The organism is Novosphingobium sp. SG754 (assembly GCF_013149315.1).
Lineage (GTDB): Bacteria > Pseudomonadota > Alphaproteobacteria > Sphingomonadales > Sphingomonadaceae > Novosphingobium > Novosphingobium capsulatum.
Window position 1 is genome coordinate 382,571 of the sequence record NZ_JABGCC010000003.1, and the last position, 16,523, is coordinate 399,093.

Below are 16,523 nucleotides of genomic sequence, written 5' to 3' on the forward strand. Positions count from 1 at the left end.
TGGGGCCGTCAGCCCAAGCCCCGGTTGGGGCGTTGAGATTCACCCGATCGGGGGTTTGTCGGCACGCGTGGTTTTGCAAAACATTGCAGGCCTGCGGGCATCCCTCTCTCCTGATCGGAGCCAACCATCATGACCGCGTCCCCCACCACGCCGACCGTCGTTCTCGTCCATGGCGCCTGGGCCGATGGATCGAGCTGGCAGCGCGTCATTCCCCTGTTGCTCGCGGCCGACGTGCCGGTGGTGGCGGTGCAGAACCCGACGACCTCGCTGGCCGATGACGTGGCCGCCACCGCTCGCACGCTGGCCACGGTTACCGGGCCAGTGGTGCTGGTCGGGCATAGCTGGGGCGGGGCGGTGATCACCCAGGCCGGCAACGATCCCAAGGTCAAGGCGCTGGTCTATGTCGCCGCATTCGCGCCCAAGGCCGGTGAAACCGTGGGCGACCAGGTCGGCCGCCACGAAGCCCCGCCGGCACTGGGCAAGATCATCGACGATGGCGTCGGTTTCCTGACGCTGAGCGCGGCAGGCTGGATCGAGGACGTGGCGCAGGACCTGCCCGAGACCGAGGCGCGCGTGCTCTGCGCCACGCAGCCGCCGCTCGCCGCCGGTACCTTTGGCGACAAGGTGGAGCAGGCCGCGTGGGAAACCCGCCCGACCTGGTACATCGTTTCCGCGCAGGATCGCATTGTCAGCGTGGCGCTGGAGCGCGAACTGGCTGCAGCGATGAACGCGCAGACCAGCGAAGTGGCGGCGGGGCACCTGAGCCTGCTGTCGCAGCCCGAGGCGGTGGCGGGCGTTATCCTCGACGCCGTGCGCGCGACGGCTGCAAGCCTCTGAAACATGTGCGCAGTGAACCAAGAGGCGCTTTTTCCTGTCATGGCTTCATGACAGGATCGTCGCGTCCTGCTCACGGCCGATACCGGATTCGGCCAAGCAATGGAGAGTGACATGGATGCGGTAACGACGAAGTGCCCGATGGGCGGCGGCGAGGGCAAAAAGCGGCCCCTGTTGGGACGGACGAACCAGGACTGGTGGCCCAAGGCCCTGCCGCTGGCGATCCTGGCGCAGCATGGCCAATCGGCCAGCCCCTATCCGCAAGGGTTCGATTATCGCGCCGCGTTCAAGGGGCTGGATTATGCGGCGGTGAAGGCCGATCTGCATGCCCTGATGACCGACAGCCAATCGTGGTGGCCGGCCGACTACGGCCATTATGGTCCGTTCTTCATCCGCATGGCCTGGCATTCGGCCGGCAGCTATCGCAGTGGTGACGGGCGTGGCGGTTCGTCATCGGGATCGCAGCGGTTCGCCCCGCTCAATTCCTGGCCCGACAACGGCAATCTCGACAAGGCACGGCGCCTGCTCTGGCCGATCAAGCGCAAGTATGGCGCGGCGCTGAGCTGGGCTGACCTGTTCATCATGGCCGGCAATGTTGCGATCGAGTCGATGGGCGGTCCGATCTTCGGCTTTGGCGGCGGCCGCGAGGATATTCACGAACCGGCCCTCGATGTGTTCTGGGGCATGGAAGAAACCTGGGTGGGTGACCCGCACAACCAGACCCGGATCGACGAGGAGGCCGGCCTCAAGATCGAGGGTCCGCTCGCCGCGATCCAGATGGGGCTGATCTATGTGAACCCCGAAGGACCGGGCGGCGTGCCCGATCCCATGGCCTCGGCGCGCGACATTCGCGAAACCTTCCATCGCATGGGTATGGACGATACCGAAACCGCCGCGCTCACCGCCGGCGGGCACACCTTTGGCAAGGCCCATGGCGGCGGCGATGCCGCACTGGTGGGGGCCGCGCCCGAAGGGGCCGACATTGCCCAGATGGGCTTTGGCTGGACCTCTACCCACGGCACCGGGATGGGCGATGACACGATCACCTCGGGCATCGAGGGATCGTGGACGCCCACGCCCACGCAGTGGGACATGACCTATTTCGACATGCTGCTCGACCACGAATACGAACTGGTGCGCAGCCCGGCCGGCGCGCACCAGTGGCAACCGGTGGGCAACCCCGAAGAGACCCTGGCCCCCAAGGCGCATACGCCGGGCGTCAAGGTGCCCACGATGATGACCACGGCCGACATGGCGATGAAGGTCGATCCGGCCTATCGCGCGGTGATGGACCGTTTCCGTGCCGATCCGGCCTATTTTGCCGACAGCTTTGCCCGCGCTTGGTTCAAGCTGACCCACCGCGACATGGGGCCCAAGGCGCGCTATCTGGGGCCAGAGGTGCCGGCCGAAGACCTGATCTGGCAAGATCCCATTCCCACGCGCGATTATCCCCTGATCGATGCGGCCGATGTGGCCACGCTCAAGACCGTGATCGCCGGGGCGGGATTGTCTGTTGCCGAACTCGTCGGCACGGCCTGGGCTTCTGCGGCCACCTATCGCGGATCGGACCGGCGCGGCGGCGCCAATGGCGCGCGCATCGCGCTGGAGCCGCAGCGCCATTGGGCGGTGAACGAGCCAGAGAAGCTGGCGCGCGTGCTGGACGTCTATGCCGGCATCAAGGCGCAGTTCGATGGCGCGGCCAGTGGTGGCAAGAAGGTGTCGCTGGCCGATTTGATCGTGCTGGGCGGTGGCGTGGGCATCGAATTGGCCGCCAAGGCTGCTGGCCGCACGGTGGATGTGCCGTTCACCCCGGGCCGCACCGATGCCACGGTGGAACAGACCGACGCCGAAAGCTTTGCCTGGCTGGAGCCGCATGCCGATGGCTTCCGCAACTATCTGGCCGGGCCGACCGATGTGAACGCCGAGGAACTGCTGATCGACCGGGCGCAGTTGCTGGGCCTAGGCGTGGCGGAAATGACCGTTCTGGTCGCCGGGCTGCGCGTGCTGGGTGCCAACCATGGCGGCGCGGCGCATGGCGTGCTGACCACGCGGCCGGGCCAGTTGACCAACGATTTCGTGGTCAACCTGCTCGACATGGCCACCGCCTGGGCGCCGGCCGGCGACGGGGCTGAAACCTACGTGGGCAAGGATCGCGCCAGCGGCGCGGCGCGCTGGACGGCCACGCGCGTCGACCTCGTGTTCGGGGCCAATGCCCAGCTGCGCGGGGTGTGCGAGGTCTATGCCGGGCTGGACGCAGAAGACAAGTTCGTGGACGATTTCATCGCCGCCTGGACCAAGGTGATGAACGCAGACCGCTTCGACTTGCTCGATTGATCACGTGCCTGGTTTGCTGGTGCCGCTGCCTCAGGGTGGCGGCGCCAGTGAATCCCGCTCTACCAGGTGAAAATCGAGCATGACCTGGCGATCGCCGGTCTCTCCGCGATCGAGCAGCAGGCTCGCTGCCGCATAGCCCATTTCCTCGATCGGCTGGTAAATCGTGGTGAGATAGGGCCAGACCGACTTGGCCACCCAGCTGTCATCGAACCCGCACAGCGAGATATCGTGCGGCACGCGCAGCCCGGCGCGGGCGCAGGCGACCATGACCCCGGCGGCGGAATCATCGTTGGTAGCAAAGATCGCGGTGGGACGCGGGTCGCGTGCCAGCAAGTCCATGCCGGCGGCGATGCCGCTTTCGAACGAGAACAGGCCATCGGCCTCTGCCACCACCAGATCGGGATCGAGCTGGCGGATGGCTGCCAGGAAACCAGTGCGGCGCCGATCGCCGGCGCGGTGCAGGGGCGGGCCGGTGACCACGCCCAGGCGGCGATGGCCCAGCGCCCAGAGGTGGCGGGCGACCAGCGCACCGGCGGCGGCATCGTCGATCGCCACGCAGGGAGAGCGGCCCAGCTCGCTGTTGGGCGCGATGCGGGCATAGCGGACGCCGCGCCGCTCGAGAAAGGCCAGGACCTGGACGTTGTCGGTCAGCGGCGGGGTGAGGATGAACCCGTCGCAGCGGCTGTTGCGCACGATCGCGTCAAGCTGGGCCTCCACCTCGGCGCGGGGCAGGTCTGAGGCGATGTTGTCGATGCGCAGGTGGTACTGCTGCTCGACACAGGCCCGATAAACGCCTGACTGGATCTTGATGGTGTAGTTGGGACTCGGGTTGTCGAACAGCAGCCCGACGATGAAAGTGCGCGATCCTGCCAGCGATCGCGCCGCCGCATCGGGCACGAAGGCCAGCGCGGCGATCGCGGCCTCCACCTTGGCGCGCAGGCCGTCTGACACATGCGGCTCGCGGTTAACCACGCGCGACACGCTTTTGAGCGAGACCCCGGCGAGCCGGGCCACGTCCTCCATCGTGGCGCGTTCCTTGGCGCCAGCGGGGCGGGAAGGGGGGCCGGCAAGGGCGGCGGGGTTAGATGGGGATTGTGGCGTTTTGGCCGACGGGTGCCTCTCCATGTCAACCATTATGGCTATTTCTTTCGGCAGGTCACGCGAAATTCTGACAGCGCAGTCTTGACAGCGCTGACTGATTCATTTCAAACCATGGCTAAGCAAGATCGAAAACTTGCCGCCGATGGAGAGGATATCGATTGCGGTTCGAAGCATGGCTTCGGGCGCTGGGCCGTTGCGGCCCGCTTCTTCCCCATTTCGGCATGCGGCCATTGCCCGGGCAGTGCCTGTCTGCGCCACGCGCGCAAGCCAGGCAGGGCGTGGCCGCGAACGGGAGCACTACCCGCGGCGCACGTGCACGCGGGAACAAAAAGGGAGGGAAGACATGAAGCTGATCCAGACAGCATGCCTGATTTCGGCGGTGGCCCTGGCCGCGCCAGCCTATGCCCAGAGCACGCCCGCACCCGCACCGGCGCAGGATGCGGCCAAGACCGCCAGCGACGATGTGTCGATGCCCGATATTGTCGTTACTGCCACGCGCGACAAGACGCTGCTGTCGAAAACGCCGATCGCGCTGACCGCGATCACCGGCGATGGCCTGCGTTCCAAGGGCGTGACCAACCCTACCGCGCTGGGCGACCAGGTGCCTGGCCTGTCGATCGACCGCACCAATGGCCTGCAGATCACCATTCGCGGCGTGACCAGCACCGACGGCACCGAAAAGGGCAACCCTTCGGCCGCCTTCCTGGCCGATGGCGTCTATCTGGCGCGGCCGCAGCAGGCCGACGTGAGCTTCATGGACGTGGACCACGTCGAAGTGCTCAAAGGGCCGCAGGGCACGCTCTATGGCCGTAATACCACGGCCGGCGTGATCAACGTGATCACCAAGCGCCCCAATTTCGAGCGGGCCAGCGTGGAAGCCAATGCCGGCGTGGGCAATTACAACGCCTATAACGCCGACGCGGCCTTCAACCTGCCGGTCAACGACTGGGCCGCGTTCCGCCTCTCGCTCAATTTCGACACGCGCGACAATTTCGTCAAGGGCGTGGCGAATGATCCCAATTACAACAACAAGTTCCGCACCAATATTTCCGCCCGCCTGCAAGGCCTGTTCAAGCTGGGCGATCGCGGCGAACTGCTGCTGCGCGGCGGCTATTCACGGCTGACCGGATCACGCGATTCCTCGGTGCCGTTCAGCAATTTCTATCAGGTTGGCAACAATCCCAGCGGCGGGCGCTTTGCCGTGTGGGCACCGATCGGCGATACCCGCCAGTCGCTCACCACGCCGCTCGCCAGCGCCAATTTCAACGCGCCGCTCACCTATGTGAACCCGGTCGATGGCCAGACCTATACCTCGGGGCTGTCGGCGCACCAGTATGGCGGCGGGGATCAGTCTTCGTTCAAGCCCAACGTGCATGACATCGCCTATAATCTCGACGGCGAGTTCAACTATGATTTCGGCGGCGTGAAGGCGACGTACCTTGGCTCGATCCGCCAATACGAAGCCAAGGAAAACAGCAACGTGCTTTCGGGTGGCGTCAACCTGCCCGGCACGTTCAACGGCGATTACACGCAGCAGAGCCACGAGTTGCGCCTGGCGTCGAGCGGCGATGGCCCGCTCAAGATCCAGGGCGGCCTCTATTACTTCCGCGAAGAATCGCGGATCGCGTTCTTCATCTACAACCTGGTGCCCTTCGCGTTTGGCAACACGTTCATCTACGGCTTCCCGCAGCACACGATCTCGTCCACCAAGGGCGCGTTCACCCAGGGCACCTACAAGGTGACCGATGCGCTGCGCGTCACGGCGGGCATTCGCTATACCGCCGACGATCTCTCGCGCTATGGCCACACCGTGCACCTCAACACGCTGGGCGGCCAGCCGCTGGTGGGCGGGCAGTATTCCATCGATCCCAACACGCCCGCAGCGCCGGGCGGGCCGACCGTGGGCAGCGGGCGCAGCTATGTCAACGATGCCTCGGTCAAGGGCCGCAAGGTCACCTGGCGCCTGGGTTTTGACGCCGATGTGCTGGGCGGGCTGCTCTATGGCTCGATCGCCACCGGCTACAAGGTTGGCGGCTTTGGCGATGGCTGCTCCACCGGCGGCGCTGGCCAGTCGTTGGTCACCTCGCAAGGGGAACGCTGCGATTATTCCACGCCGGGGGCAACGCCCGGTTCGCTCAAGTATGGCGATCAGCATGCCATCTATTACGAGCCGGAAACCCTGACCGACTATGAACTGGGCTTCCGTGGCCGCGTCGCGCCGTGGATGAAGATCGACACCAACCTGTTCCTGTATGATTACAAGAACATGCAGCTGAGCGCGGTGATCCCGATCAATGGCGCCAACCAGACCGTGACGACCAATGCGGGCAAGGCGCGCGTGCTGGGCTGGGAATTCGAGACGCAGTTCTTCCCGATGCGCGATCTCAACCTCACGCTCGGCGTCGATCTTACCGATGGGCATTATACCCAGTTCTGCCCCTCGGGCGTGGTCAACGGCACCTGCGCCATCAACTATGCCGGGCAAAAGCTTGATCGCACCCCCGCCACCGTCATTTATGGCGGGGTGAACTACACCGTGCCGGTCGGTTCGGGCAATGTCGTCGCTTCGGTCTATTCGCGCTATTCGTCGGCCTATTCGGTGACGGTGTTTGGCGATACCGGGTCTTACTGGCTCAAGCTGTGGACGCCGTCGCGCTCGCGCACCCAGGCGAGCCTGACCTACAATGCCCCCAACGACACCTGGTATGCCTCGGCCTTCATCAAGAACATCGAGAACAAGGTTTCGCTGGTGACTGGCAACGCCACCAGCCTGACGATGAGCGACCCGCGCACCTTCGGCGTGCGCGCCGGGGTCAAGTTCTAACACCGGTCTACCCTGCTGCGGGCCGCGCGCCGCCTGGTGCGTGCGTGCGGCCCGCTTTTTTCTTTTTCGTTCCAGCAAGGATCCCAGCGATGAAACGCCATTTGCCCTTCGTGCTCGGCTGCGCCGCCCTGGCGCTTGGCAGCGGTGCCCGCGCCCAGCAGGCCCCGGCTGTCGACCTGGCCGCCGCGCAGGCCCGCGCCGACGCCACGCTTGCCAAGATGAGCGCCGACGACAAGGTGGTCCTCACCCACGGCGTGATGCCGCTGCCGTTCCTGCCGGGGGCCAAGATCCCGTCAGGCGCGATTTTCGGCGCTGGCTATGTTGCCGGGATTCCGCGACTGGGCGTGCCGGCCTTGACCGAAACCGATGCCAGCCTGGGCGTTGCCTGGGTGGGCGGCTTGCGCAAGGATGGCGCCACCGCCCTGCCATCGGGCCTGGCCCAGGCGGCAAGCTGGAACCCTGATCTGCTCTATCGCGGCGGGGCGATGATCGGGGCAGAGGCGCGGGCCAAGGGCTTCAACGTGCTGCTGGCTGGCGGCGTCAACCTGATGCGCGATCCGCGCAATGGCCGCACGTTCGAATACCTGGCGGAAGACCCGCTGCTGTCGGGCGACCTGGTGGGCGCGGCGATTGCCGGTATCCAGTCGAACCACATCATTTCGACGATCAAGCACTTCGCGCTCAACGGCCAGGAAACCGGGCGCAAGTATGTCGATGTCAAGATTGCCGAGGGCGCGGCGCGGGAAAGCGATCTGCTGGCGTTTCAGATCGGCATCGAAAAGGGCCAGCCTGGCGCGGTGATGTGTGCCTACAACCGCATTGGTGGGGCGCAGGCCTGCGCCAGCGACTGGGCGCTCAACAAGGTGCTCAAGGGTTCTTGGGGCTACAAGGGCTTCGTCATGTCCGACTGGGGCGCGGTGCCCGGGGTCGAAGCGGCGCTGGGCGGGCTGGATCAGCAATCCGGCGCAGAGCTGGACAAGGCGCTCTATTTTGCCGACGTGCTCAAGGCCAAGGCAGGGGCGGACAAGGCCTATGCCGCCCGCCTCGATGACATGAACCGCCGCGTGCTGACCGCGATCTATGCCACCGGCATCGACAAGCATCCGGCCCAGCCCGGCGGCGCGATCGATTTTGCCGCCCATGCCCAGGTGGCCGAAGACGTCGCGCGGCAGGGCATCGTGCTGCTCAAGAACAAGGGCGCGCTGCCGCTGGCCAAGACGGCCGCCTCCATCGCAGTGATCGGCGGCTATGCCGACAGCGGCGTGCTGGCCGGCTCGGGCTCGAGCCTGGTCATGGGCGAAGGAGGCCCGGCCGCCACCCGCTCGCTTGGCGGAGACGGGCCGTTTGCCGCGCTGATGCAGCAAAGCTATCATCGCTCCAGCCCGCTCAAGGCGATCCAGGCCCTGGCGCCCAAGGCCACCATCACGTTCCGCGACGGGCGCTATATCGCCGATGCCGTGGCCAAGGCGCGCCAGGCTGAGGTGGCGATCGTGTTCGCCACCGAATGGCGCACCGAAGGGGCCGACCAGCCCGACCTGTCGCTGCCCGATGGCCAGGATGCGCTGATCGCCGCCGTGGCGGCAGCCAATCCCAACACCATCGTGGTGCTGGAAACCGGCGGCCCGGTGATGATGCCCTGGCTCGACAAGGTGGCTGGCGTGGTGGAGGCCTGGTATCCCGGCGCGCGTGGCGGCGAGGCGATCGCCTCGGTCCTGTTCGGCGATACCAATCCGGGCGGGCGCCTGCCCGTCACGTTTCCTGCCAGCCTGGATCAGTTGCCCCGGCCCAAGCTGGATGGCGCGGATTGGGTGGAGCCCAATTTCGGGGGAGATCCGGCCCCAGGCAAGGACCAGCTGCACGCCGATTATGACATCGAAGGGTCTGACGTGGGCTATCGCTGGTTTGCCCGCAAGGGATACAAGCCGCTGTTTCCGTTCGGCTTTGGCCTGAGCTACACCAGCTTTGCCGCGCGCGACCTGAAAGTTTCGGGAATGTCTGCCAGCTTTACCCTAGCCAATACCGGTCAGCGCGCCGGCGATGACGTGGGCCAGGTCTATCTCGTGCGTCGCAATGGCCAGCCGCTGCAACGCCTGGTCGGCTTCAAGCGGATGAGCCTGGCAGCGGGCGCGAGCCAAAGCGCCACGGTAACCTTCGATCCACGCCTGCTGGCCGATTGGAAGGATGGGCGCTGGACGATGCCGGCCGGCGACTATGGCTTTGCCCTGGGGCGCAACGCGGCTGATCTGGGGCAAGTGGTTACGGTCAAGCTGCCGGCACGCAGTTGGAAGGATTAGGGCCCATCGACCGCTGCCCGGTCATCGCCTTGAACGCCATGAGGGCGGCTGCGGCAGGTATGCAAGGCATGCCTGCCGCAGCACGGGGAGCCAGGATCACCGCGCCATAGTAGCCAGGACGCTGTCATTGGGTAGCATTCGCCGCACGACGCGCGCTTTGCCTCGCAATCGCCATTGCGCTCGTGATCGCATCTGTGTTCGGTTGAAGTGGCACGGATCGAACGCGTGACGCCGCGGGTTGATGACAGATGAGCTTGGATCCTCCCCCCGGCCCCGAAGGGCGCCTTGATCGCTTGATCGCCTGGATGCGTGTCAGCAAATGGCGGCAGTGGCTCGTTCTCTATCCGCTGGTGATGCTGATCACGGTTGTGCTCCTGATCCTCTGGATCGCCGTCGCCTTCGCGTTGAACTCCACCGATCGCGATGCGGGTGCCGTCGCGCTCAATTACGTGCTCGTGGGCGTGATCGTCACGGCCGGCCTCTTGGTGATTCACCCGGCCATGTATCGCTGGCAGTGGCACATCGAGCGCAAGCGCAGTGCCGGTGAACTGCCTCCCGACGGTGCCACGCCCGCCTATGGGTCGGAGATCGCAGCGCCGCCGCCGCGGATCGACTGGCCTTGCTCCTATCGTTTGCGGCACGCGCTCGCGCGCTTTCTGAGCACTGCGGCCTTGCTCTTTTTCTTCATGCCGTACCGCAATCAGACCGCGATTGCGCGTTTCCTGTTTACCCACAGCGCGGGGCGGGCGTCGGCAGGAAGCCTGGCGGGCCTGATATTTTTCTATCTGCCATTTTGCGTGATGGCGGTGCTGATCGGGGCGCTCACCTGGCGCCAGGCGAAACGCCGCGATGCCGGATTGCTGAGCGAACGGGAAAGCCTGCTGCTCGAGACCGAAACGACATGGCTGTTCTCGTTTGGCGCTGCCGTGATCATCGTGATTTTTCTCTGCCATTTCGCAGGCGGCATGATCACTGCATTCATGGTCTAATCGTCGATCTTGAGAATGCGTAACTGCGTTTCCAGTTCGATGGCACGCTGCCTGAGGATCGCGTCTTTGGTGCTGTCCTGCTAACGCCTGTGCGCCTCTTACTCCACCCGAACCATCGAAGCACTTCATCAGCACTGGGTGGAGCGAGACCAGCGGTGAATGCTCAATTACGCGGGGATGATAGAGCGCGGTAGCGATCACCGGCTGGATCGAGGTGCTTGGCATCGGGTGAAAGCGAATTATAGTAGTGGTATTGGCTTCGACCGATGTCATGCCTAGCGCCGCCAACCATGCGCACTGCGCGATCACGCACCTCAGGCGAAAATTTGTTCCGGGTTTTGCTCATCACCAAAGCTCCATCTCACAAATAGGAGCCTCCAGGAAACCCGGGACGGTTCACTATTCTCGATGTCCTTCTGCCGGCGCATCAACGTCGAGCGCGCGGTCAGCAGCGTGCGCTGCTCGCGGGCTGGAATGGCTTTGACGTGCACAGGCCGGAACCAGCCCGAGCGCAATAGCTGGGCCATGCCACGGGCGTCATTGCGATCCGTCTTCATGACCATCGCGGACAGGGCAGCGCGGACCTGCCGGGTCTCCATCAAGACTACGGTCATCCCCGCGTCCTGAAGGCCGCGGTAGAGCCATTCCGACAGTGGCCCAGCCTCGAAGCCAACCAGCTCGAGCTCTGCGCCGTAGGGCGCCAAGCAGCGGGTGATCGCATCTGGATCGCTGGGAGCCACTGCTTCCAATAAGATCCTGCCGCTGGCGTCCATCACGCAAATCGCAGCCTTATCCATGGAGACGTCAAGCGCGGCATATACAGTCATGGCGGTTCTCCTCGAGAGGGGATGCTCACTATGGAGCGAATCGCACCCAATGACCGCATCTCGAAAAACTCTGGCGTCTGAGGGGTGGATTTGATTCACTTCGCCGACGGTAGGGCGGACGGCGGCCGTTTGACCCTGTGCTGATGTTCAAGATCCTGGTGCTTCAGGCGCTTTATGAGCTGTCGGACGAGGCGGCGGAATTCCAGATCAAGGACCGCCTGTCGTTCCAGCGCTTCCTGGGCTTGGGCCTCGAGGGCACCTTGCCTGATGCGACGACGGTGTGGTTGTTCCGCGAGCGCCTGGTCCAGGCCAAGGCGATCGACAAACTCTTCGCCGGCTTCGACGTAGCGCTCAAGGATCGCGGCTATCTCGCGATGGGCAGGGAGATTATCGACGCCACAGTGGTGCCGGCGCCAAAGCAGCGCAACACCGAGGCCGAGAAGACCGCCATCAAGGAAGGGCGCGTCTCCGAGGATTGGAAGCCGGCCAAGGCGCGACAAAAGGAGCGCGATGCGCGCTGGTCGATCAAGTACAGCAAAGCCAAGGTCCGCGAAGGCGCCGATCCCAAGGCCGCGAAGCCTGTCGATCTCGCCATCCCGGTGTTCGGCTACAAGAACCATATCGGCATCGACAAGGCCCCGGCCTGATCCGCACCTGGGAGCCAGCGCCGCCAACGCCCATGATGGGGCGCGCCTGCCGGAGCTGATCAGCATGGGGAAAACCGGCTCGGGGGTCTGGGCAGATACCGCCTATCGGTCGCAGAAGAACGAAGCGTTCCTCGCCGCCGGCATGTTCAACAGCTATATCCACCAGAGACGCAAGCCGAGACGGCCGATGCCCGAGCGGATCGCCAGGGCCAATACGCGGCGATCCAAAATTCGCGGGGCAACCCTTGATGCCTGACACGCTACTGAACTAGGCATTTCCCGTCGTCGCGTCCTGTCTGCAAAACTAGAATCGAAGGCGTCCAGAAATCTAGGGGCTGCTCACAGAAGTTATTCGGCGCGTGATCCGGGGATATTGGTGTTCTTGCTGGTCGGCACCGGCACCCGGGGCCACAGCAGGTGATCGAGGGACAGGGTTCCACCACCCTTGGCCAGCAGGGGCAACAGCAGACCGGCCCAGCTCAGATGGATGGGCCAGGCATCGGGATAGACAAACACTTCGATCACCAGTGTCATGCCCAGCAGGCCCAGCGCCCCCAATCTGGTAAACAGGCCAAGGAACAGCAGCAGCGAGAACAGGTGCTCCGAAATCGTCGCGGCATAGGCGGCGAGGTGTGGTGGCACGAGCGGCAGCGCATAGTCGCTGGCAAAGAGGTCGAACGTGCCGTCGGTGATGGTGAACCAGCCTTCCACCTTGGCGCGGCCCGACAGGAAAAAGATGGCGCCCGCGCCCAGCCTCGCCACCAACAGCAACAGCCATTCGGGAAGCAGTCGCCGCGCCTGATCGGTGGCGTGGTGGCAAAGCGAGATCAGCGTGGTCATCGGCTTGTCCTTGGTCGTTCGGCAGACATGGCAAGGCGGCCCGGACAGTGCGGATGGCAGCGTCCGGGCACCGGTTGGTTGAGAGGGCTGGTTCAACCGCGCGGCGTGAGCGAGCCCATGCCATGGGGCGTCTTGATCGACGTGCAGGTGCCGATCTTCACCGCTTTCCAGGCGTTGCCCTGATAGTCCTTGACCGAGGTGCCGGCGCAACTGGTGCCGGCGCCGGCCTTGCAGTCGTTCTTGCCGGCGAGCGCGACGCCATAGCACTTCTCGGTCTTGGGAGCGTCGGCGGCCTGCGCGCTCGCCCCGGCAATGGTGGCCGAGAGGGCAACGGAGAGAGCGACGGCAGCGGCGGCTTGGGTGATGGTCATTGATCAAGCTCCTTGGGAATGAAGGCGGTCAGGTGCGGCGCGGGCGGCGATCCCGCCCCGGCCGACAGGCAGCATTTCGGCGCGGGTGGACAGTCGGTTACAGAATATATTTTCGACGATGGGCCGCTTGCGGTGTAACCATCGGCGGGTCTGGCGCGAAGCATGGCGTGGGAGCCCACATGCAAGCGAACGAAGCCCAGTTGAAAGCGTGGATGATTGGCGGTCTGGATGGCGATGCGGCCAGCCAGGCGCAATTGCTGCGCGCGCTCGTTCCTGTGCTCGAAGCGTTCTACCGCCGCCGCATGCGCGATCGCCGCGACGACATCGACGATCTCGTGCAGGAAACGCTGATTGCCGTTCACACGCGGCGGGCGACGTTCGACCGGGAGCGCGCGTTCGGTGGCTGGCTGTTCGCCATTGCGCGCTACAAGATGGTCGACCACTTCCGCCGCTGCGGCCGAACCTGCCCGATCGAGGGGCTGGACGACATTCTGGTTGCCGAGGGGTTCGAGGAGGCCAGCAGCGCGCGGATCGATATCGACCGCTTGCTGGACGCGCTGCCGGCCAAGCAGTCGCAGGCGATCCGAGCCACCCGCCTCGACGGACTGAGCACGCACGAGGCGGCGGCGCGGGAAAGGATGGGGGAATCTGACGTGAAAGTGTCGGTGCATCGCGGGCTGAAAGCGCTCGCGGCCCGTATCAGAGGCGAATTGTAGGATGAACACCGACCAACTGATCGATGCCCTGGCGCGCGAGGTGACGCCCGTGCCGCGCCATGCCGTGGGGCGCCGCCTGGCCATTGGTCTTGCCGCTGGTGGCGTGATCACGCTGGCGCTGATCGCCTGGCTGCTGGGGTTCAATCCGCAGCTTGGCGCGGCCATCCGGCACTATTCGTTCTGGATGAAATGGGGCTACACCGTGTCGCTGGGCATCTGCGCGGCGCTGGCCACGGCGCGCCTCGCCCGGCCCGATAGTGGCCGGTTCGGCTGGTTGTGGCTGATGGCGATCCCGGTCCTTTCGCTGGTGGCGATCGGCTTGTTCGAAATGAGCCGGGTTCCGCCCGCCCAATGGCTGGCGATGTGGCTGGGGCAAAGCTGGAGCGTGTGCTCGTCGATCGTGTTCCTGCTCTCGGTGCCGATCTTTGGCGGGCTCTTGTGGTCGTTTCGGCGTCTCGCCCCGACGCGCCTGAGAGCCGCCGGCGCCACCGCAGGGCTGACGGCGGGATCGTGGGGCGCAACGCTCTATTGCCTGCACTGCCCCGAAGTGTCCGCGATCTTCGTGTTGACCTGGTATACCCTGGGGATTGGCCTGGCGGCGCTTGCCGGCGCCATCCTCGGGCCGCGTCTGCTGCGCTGGTAATCTTTTTTCGCCGCTGTAACCGCAGCCGGCACCCTGGCGAATAACCCCATGCCACTTTCGGCAACCGCATTTCCCAGGAGCGCTACGATGAACACTCTCAATTCGGGCCTGAGCCTCGCTGCCACCGCCGCTGTCGTGGCCATGTCGGCCGCAGCCGTTGCCACCCCGGCGATGGCAGCGAGCGGCACGGCCGTGGTCCACTGCTATGGCGTCAATAGCTGCAAGGGCACGTCGGACTGCAAGTCGGGCAACCATGACTGCAAGGGCCAGAACGACTGCAAGGGCCAGGGTTTCAAGGCTCTGTCGGTCAAGGCCTGCAAGGCCGCTGGCGGCAGCCTGACCGAGCCCAAGTAAGCGCTGCGGCACCCAACCTGGCCTGCGCGCCGCCGCCCCGGCCAGTGGGCGGCGGCGCGCAGGCAAGAGGAGAGCGATCGTGCCTCACTCCAGCTTTGCCGGTTTCGGCCTCGGCCTGCGCAAACCGCATTATGCCGACTTTCTGAAAGCGGCCGTCCCGGTCGATTTCGTCGAGGTGATATCCGAGAACTTCATGGTTCCAGGCGGGCGGCCAAGGCGCATCCTGCACCAGGTACGCGCACACTACCCGGTGGCGCTGCACGGGGTCTCGCTCTCCGTTGGCTCGGCCCATGGGCTGGACGCGGCATACCTGGCGCGCTTGCGTGGCCTGGTGGACGAGATCGAGCCGCTGTTCGTGTCAGACCACCTGAGCTGGTCCCGCACGCCGGGCTTCAACGCGCACGATCTCTTGCCACTGCCCTATACCGCCGAAGCGCTCGATATCGTCTGCGCCAACCTGGCCCACGCCCAGGAGTGCCTCGGGCGTGCGATGCTGATCGAAAATCCCTCGAGCTACCTGGCCTTTGCCCAGTCCGACATGGCCGAGTGGGAATTCCTCGAACGGGTCTGCGCGCGGACCGGCTGCGGCCTGCTGCTCGATCTCAACAACATCCACGTTTCGGCGATCAACCATGGCTTCGACCCGCTCGCCTATCTGGCCGGGGTGCCGTTGGACCGGGTGCGGCAGATCCACCTTGCCGGCCACAGCCAGGGCGAGACGCTGTTGATCGATACCCATGATCAGCCGGTCCCGCCTTCGGTATGGACGCTGTTTGCGCAAGTCATCGATCGCCTGGGCCCGGTCGCGGTGATGATCGAGCGCGATGACAATATCCCGCCGCTGGCTGACCTGCTGGCCGAACTCGACCAGGCCCGGAGCCTGGCACGGCGCGGGATTGCGGCATGACGCTGGCTATGTTTCAGGCCGAATTCGGCGACTGGCTGATGACCGGATCGGACCGGGCGGCGGCGCGCTTTGGCCCGGTGGCCCAAGCCGGACTGCTGGTCTACCAGAACAATTATCGCGCGGCGTTGATGGCCTGCCTTCACGAGAGCTTTCCGCAAACGGTGCAGTGGCTGGGGCCTGAAGACTTCCAGGCCAGCGCCGCCCGCTGCATCGATGATCGCCCGCCCGATAGCTGGTCGCTGGACCACTATGCCGCCCTGTTCCCGCAAAGCCTGGCCGCGCAATGGCCTGACGATCCCGAAGTGGCCGACCTCGCCGCACTGGAACTGGCGCTGGCCGATGCTTTTGTCGGCCCCGATGCCGATCCGCTGCCCAGCGCCGCGTTGGGGCAGGTCGATTGGGACAAGGCCGTGCTCCGCTGCGTGCCCAGCACTCGCCTGGTGTCCTTGCGCACGAATGCGCCAGCGATCTGGTCCGCGCTGGTTCTTGGCGGCACCGTGCCGCGCGCGGAAAGGATGCCGCACCCCGTCGCTGTGCTGGTCTGGCGGCAAGGGGACACCGCCTGCTTTCGCACGCTGGACCCGGCGGAGGCCAAACTCGCCCCGCGGCTGCTGGCCGGCGTGTCGTTTGCCGAGGTGTGCCAACATCTGGTTTGCGCGCATGATGAGGCACAGGGTGTCAGGATCGCCGGTCACTGGCTGGCGCGATGGGCGACTGATGGCCTGCTGCATGGCGGTGCCCTGGCCTGAAATAATTGCGGTGCGGGAAAGGTGATGCAATAGAGGGGGCGGGTGCTCGCTGGCCAGAACGTGGTGCGGGCAGGCTTTTGCGCTGGTCGGGCC

14 protein-coding genes and 1 pseudogene are annotated in these 16,523 nt (G+C 65.3%); 11 read left to right on the forward strand and 4 right to left on the reverse strand.

Annotated features, from left to right (window positions below; all coding sequences use genetic code 11):
- Nucleotides 1-129 precede the first annotated feature (129 nt).
- Nucleotides 130-837: an alpha/beta fold hydrolase gene (locus FHW97_RS09710; protein WP_171798812.1), complete on the forward strand. Its 708-nt coding sequence runs from the start codon at nucleotides 130-132 to the stop codon at nucleotides 835-837.
- 111 nt (nucleotides 838-948) lie between these two features.
- Complete coding sequence (gene katG / locus FHW97_RS09715; protein ID WP_171798813.1) at nucleotides 949-3,168, forward strand: catalase/peroxidase HPI; 2,220 nt, start codon at nucleotides 949-951, stop codon at nucleotides 3,166-3,168.
- Nucleotides 3,169-3,198: 30 nt separating this feature from the next.
- Here katG and FHW97_RS09720 read toward each other — a convergent pair whose 3' ends face one another.
- Nucleotides 3,199-4,191: a LacI family DNA-binding transcriptional regulator gene (locus tag FHW97_RS09720; protein ID WP_054131384.1), complete on the reverse strand. Its 993-nt coding sequence runs from the start codon at nucleotides 4,189-4,191 to the stop codon at nucleotides 3,199-3,201.
- A 421-nt stretch (nucleotides 4,192-4,612) separates the two neighbouring features.
- On the opposite strand from FHW97_RS09720, the gene FHW97_RS09725 reads away from it, so the two are divergent.
- The 3 genes from FHW97_RS09725 to FHW97_RS09735 all read left to right on the forward strand — a co-directional run bounded on the left by FHW97_RS09725 (nucleotide 4,613) and on the right by FHW97_RS09735 (nucleotide 10,376).
- Nucleotides 4,613-7,093 carry a TonB-dependent receptor gene (locus FHW97_RS09725; protein ID WP_171796923.1) on the forward strand — a complete coding sequence of 827 codons (2,481 nt, stop codon included), beginning with the start codon at nucleotides 4,613-4,615 and terminating at the stop codon, nucleotides 7,091-7,093.
- Between the two features lie 89 nt (nucleotides 7,094-7,182).
- Nucleotides 7,183-9,387, forward strand: a complete 2,205-nt coding sequence (locus FHW97_RS09730; RefSeq protein WP_171798814.1) for a glycoside hydrolase family 3 protein — start codon at nucleotides 7,183-7,185, stop codon at nucleotides 9,385-9,387.
- Nucleotides 9,388-9,635: 248 nt separating this feature from the next.
- A complete protein-coding gene (locus tag FHW97_RS09735; RefSeq protein ID WP_171798815.1) occupies nucleotides 9,636-10,376 on the forward strand; it encodes a hypothetical protein in 741 nt (246 codons plus the stop codon).
- A 314-nt stretch (nucleotides 10,377-10,690) separates the two neighbouring features.
- On the opposite strand, the gene FHW97_RS09740 is transcribed toward FHW97_RS09735, so the two are convergent.
- Nucleotides 10,691-11,203, reverse strand: coding sequence for a transposase (locus tag FHW97_RS09740; protein WP_171798816.1), 513 nt, complete (start codon nucleotides 11,201-11,203; stop codon nucleotides 10,691-10,693).
- Between the two features lie 113 nt (nucleotides 11,204-11,316).
- Here FHW97_RS09740 and FHW97_RS09745 point away from each other — a divergent pair.
- Nucleotides 11,317-12,091, forward strand: a pseudogene (locus tag FHW97_RS09745) (IS5 family transposase); the annotation flags it as partial.
- 107 nt (nucleotides 12,092-12,198) lie between these two features.
- Here the strand turns inward: FHW97_RS09745 and FHW97_RS09750 are convergent.
- The gene (locus tag FHW97_RS09750; protein ID WP_171798817.1) at nucleotides 12,199-12,690 is read right to left on the reverse strand and encodes a DoxX family protein; all 492 of its coding nucleotides are present in this window, start codon (nucleotides 12,688-12,690) and stop codon (nucleotides 12,199-12,201) included.
- A gap of 92 nt (nucleotides 12,691-12,782) precedes the next feature.
- Complete coding sequence (locus FHW97_RS09755; RefSeq protein ID WP_022677817.1) at nucleotides 12,783-13,061, reverse strand: DUF2282 domain-containing protein; 279 nt, start codon at nucleotides 13,059-13,061, stop codon at nucleotides 12,783-12,785.
- A 179-nt stretch (nucleotides 13,062-13,240) separates the two neighbouring features.
- Here FHW97_RS09755 and FHW97_RS09760 point away from each other — a divergent pair, with 179 nt between their 5' ends.
- The 5 genes from FHW97_RS09760 (at nucleotide 13,241) to FHW97_RS09780 (ending at nucleotide 16,430) form a co-directional block, all read left to right on the forward strand.
- On the forward strand, nucleotides 13,241-13,777 hold the full coding sequence (locus FHW97_RS09760; RefSeq protein ID WP_062787707.1) for a sigma-70 family RNA polymerase sigma factor: 537 nt from the start codon (nucleotides 13,241-13,243) through the stop codon (nucleotides 13,775-13,777).
- A gap of 1 nt (nucleotide 13,778) precedes the next feature.
- Complete coding sequence (locus FHW97_RS09765; RefSeq protein WP_022677819.1) at nucleotides 13,779-14,420, forward strand: DUF1109 domain-containing protein; 642 nt, start codon at nucleotides 13,779-13,781, stop codon at nucleotides 14,418-14,420.
- Nucleotides 14,421-14,507: 87 nt separating this feature from the next.
- Complete coding sequence (locus tag FHW97_RS09770; RefSeq protein WP_107718099.1) at nucleotides 14,508-14,774, forward strand: hypothetical protein; 267 nt, start codon at nucleotides 14,508-14,510, stop codon at nucleotides 14,772-14,774.
- A 76-nt stretch (nucleotides 14,775-14,850) separates the two neighbouring features.
- The gene (locus FHW97_RS09775) at nucleotides 14,851-15,681 is read left to right on the forward strand and encodes a DUF692 domain-containing protein (RefSeq protein ID WP_370525376.1); all 831 of its coding nucleotides are present in this window, start codon (nucleotides 14,851-14,853) and stop codon (nucleotides 15,679-15,681) included.
- Nucleotides 15,678-16,430 carry a DNA-binding domain-containing protein gene (locus tag FHW97_RS09780; protein ID WP_171798819.1) on the forward strand — a complete coding sequence of 251 codons (753 nt, stop codon included), beginning with the start codon at nucleotides 15,678-15,680 and terminating at the stop codon, nucleotides 16,428-16,430. The genes FHW97_RS09775 and FHW97_RS09780 overlap by 4 nt, the downstream gene beginning before the upstream one ends.
- The last annotated feature ends 93 nt before the right edge of the window (nucleotides 16,431-16,523 follow it).

Bases quoted from the DNA above. Each gene is read 5' to 3' on its own strand.
- FHW97_RS09710 (WP_171798812.1), top strand. From the start codon at position 130: ATGACCGCGTCCCCCACCACGCCGACCGTCGTTCTCGTCCATGGCGCC.
- katG (WP_171798813.1), top strand. From the start codon at position 949: ATGGATGCGGTAACGACGAAGTGCCCGATGGGCGGCGGCGAGGGCAAA.
- FHW97_RS09720 (WP_054131384.1), bottom strand. From the start codon at position 4,191: ATGGAGGACGTGGCCCGGCTCGCCGGGGTCTCGCTCAAAAGCGTGTCG.
- FHW97_RS09725 (WP_171796923.1), top strand. From the start codon at position 4,613: ATGAAGCTGATCCAGACAGCATGCCTGATTTCGGCGGTGGCCCTGGCC.
- FHW97_RS09730 (WP_171798814.1), top strand. From the start codon at position 7,183: ATGAAACGCCATTTGCCCTTCGTGCTCGGCTGCGCCGCCCTGGCGCTT.
- FHW97_RS09735 (WP_171798815.1), top strand. From the start codon at position 9,636: ATGAGCTTGGATCCTCCCCCCGGCCCCGAAGGGCGCCTTGATCGCTTG.
- FHW97_RS09740 (WP_171798816.1), bottom strand. From the start codon at position 11,203: ATGACTGTATATGCCGCGCTTGACGTCTCCATGGATAAGGCTGCGATT.
- FHW97_RS09750 (WP_171798817.1), bottom strand. From the start codon at position 12,690: ATGACCACGCTGATCTCGCTTTGCCACCACGCCACCGATCAGGCGCGG.
- FHW97_RS09755 (WP_022677817.1), bottom strand. From the start codon at position 13,061: ATGACCATCACCCAAGCCGCCGCTGCCGTCGCTCTCTCCGTTGCCCTC.
- FHW97_RS09760 (WP_062787707.1), top strand. From the start codon at position 13,241: ATGCAAGCGAACGAAGCCCAGTTGAAAGCGTGGATGATTGGCGGTCTG.
- FHW97_RS09765 (WP_022677819.1), top strand. From the start codon at position 13,779: ATGAACACCGACCAACTGATCGATGCCCTGGCGCGCGAGGTGACGCCC.
- FHW97_RS09770 (WP_107718099.1), top strand. From the start codon at position 14,508: ATGAACACTCTCAATTCGGGCCTGAGCCTCGCTGCCACCGCCGCTGTC.
- FHW97_RS09780 (WP_171798819.1), top strand. From the start codon at position 15,678: ATGACGCTGGCTATGTTTCAGGCCGAATTCGGCGACTGGCTGATGACC.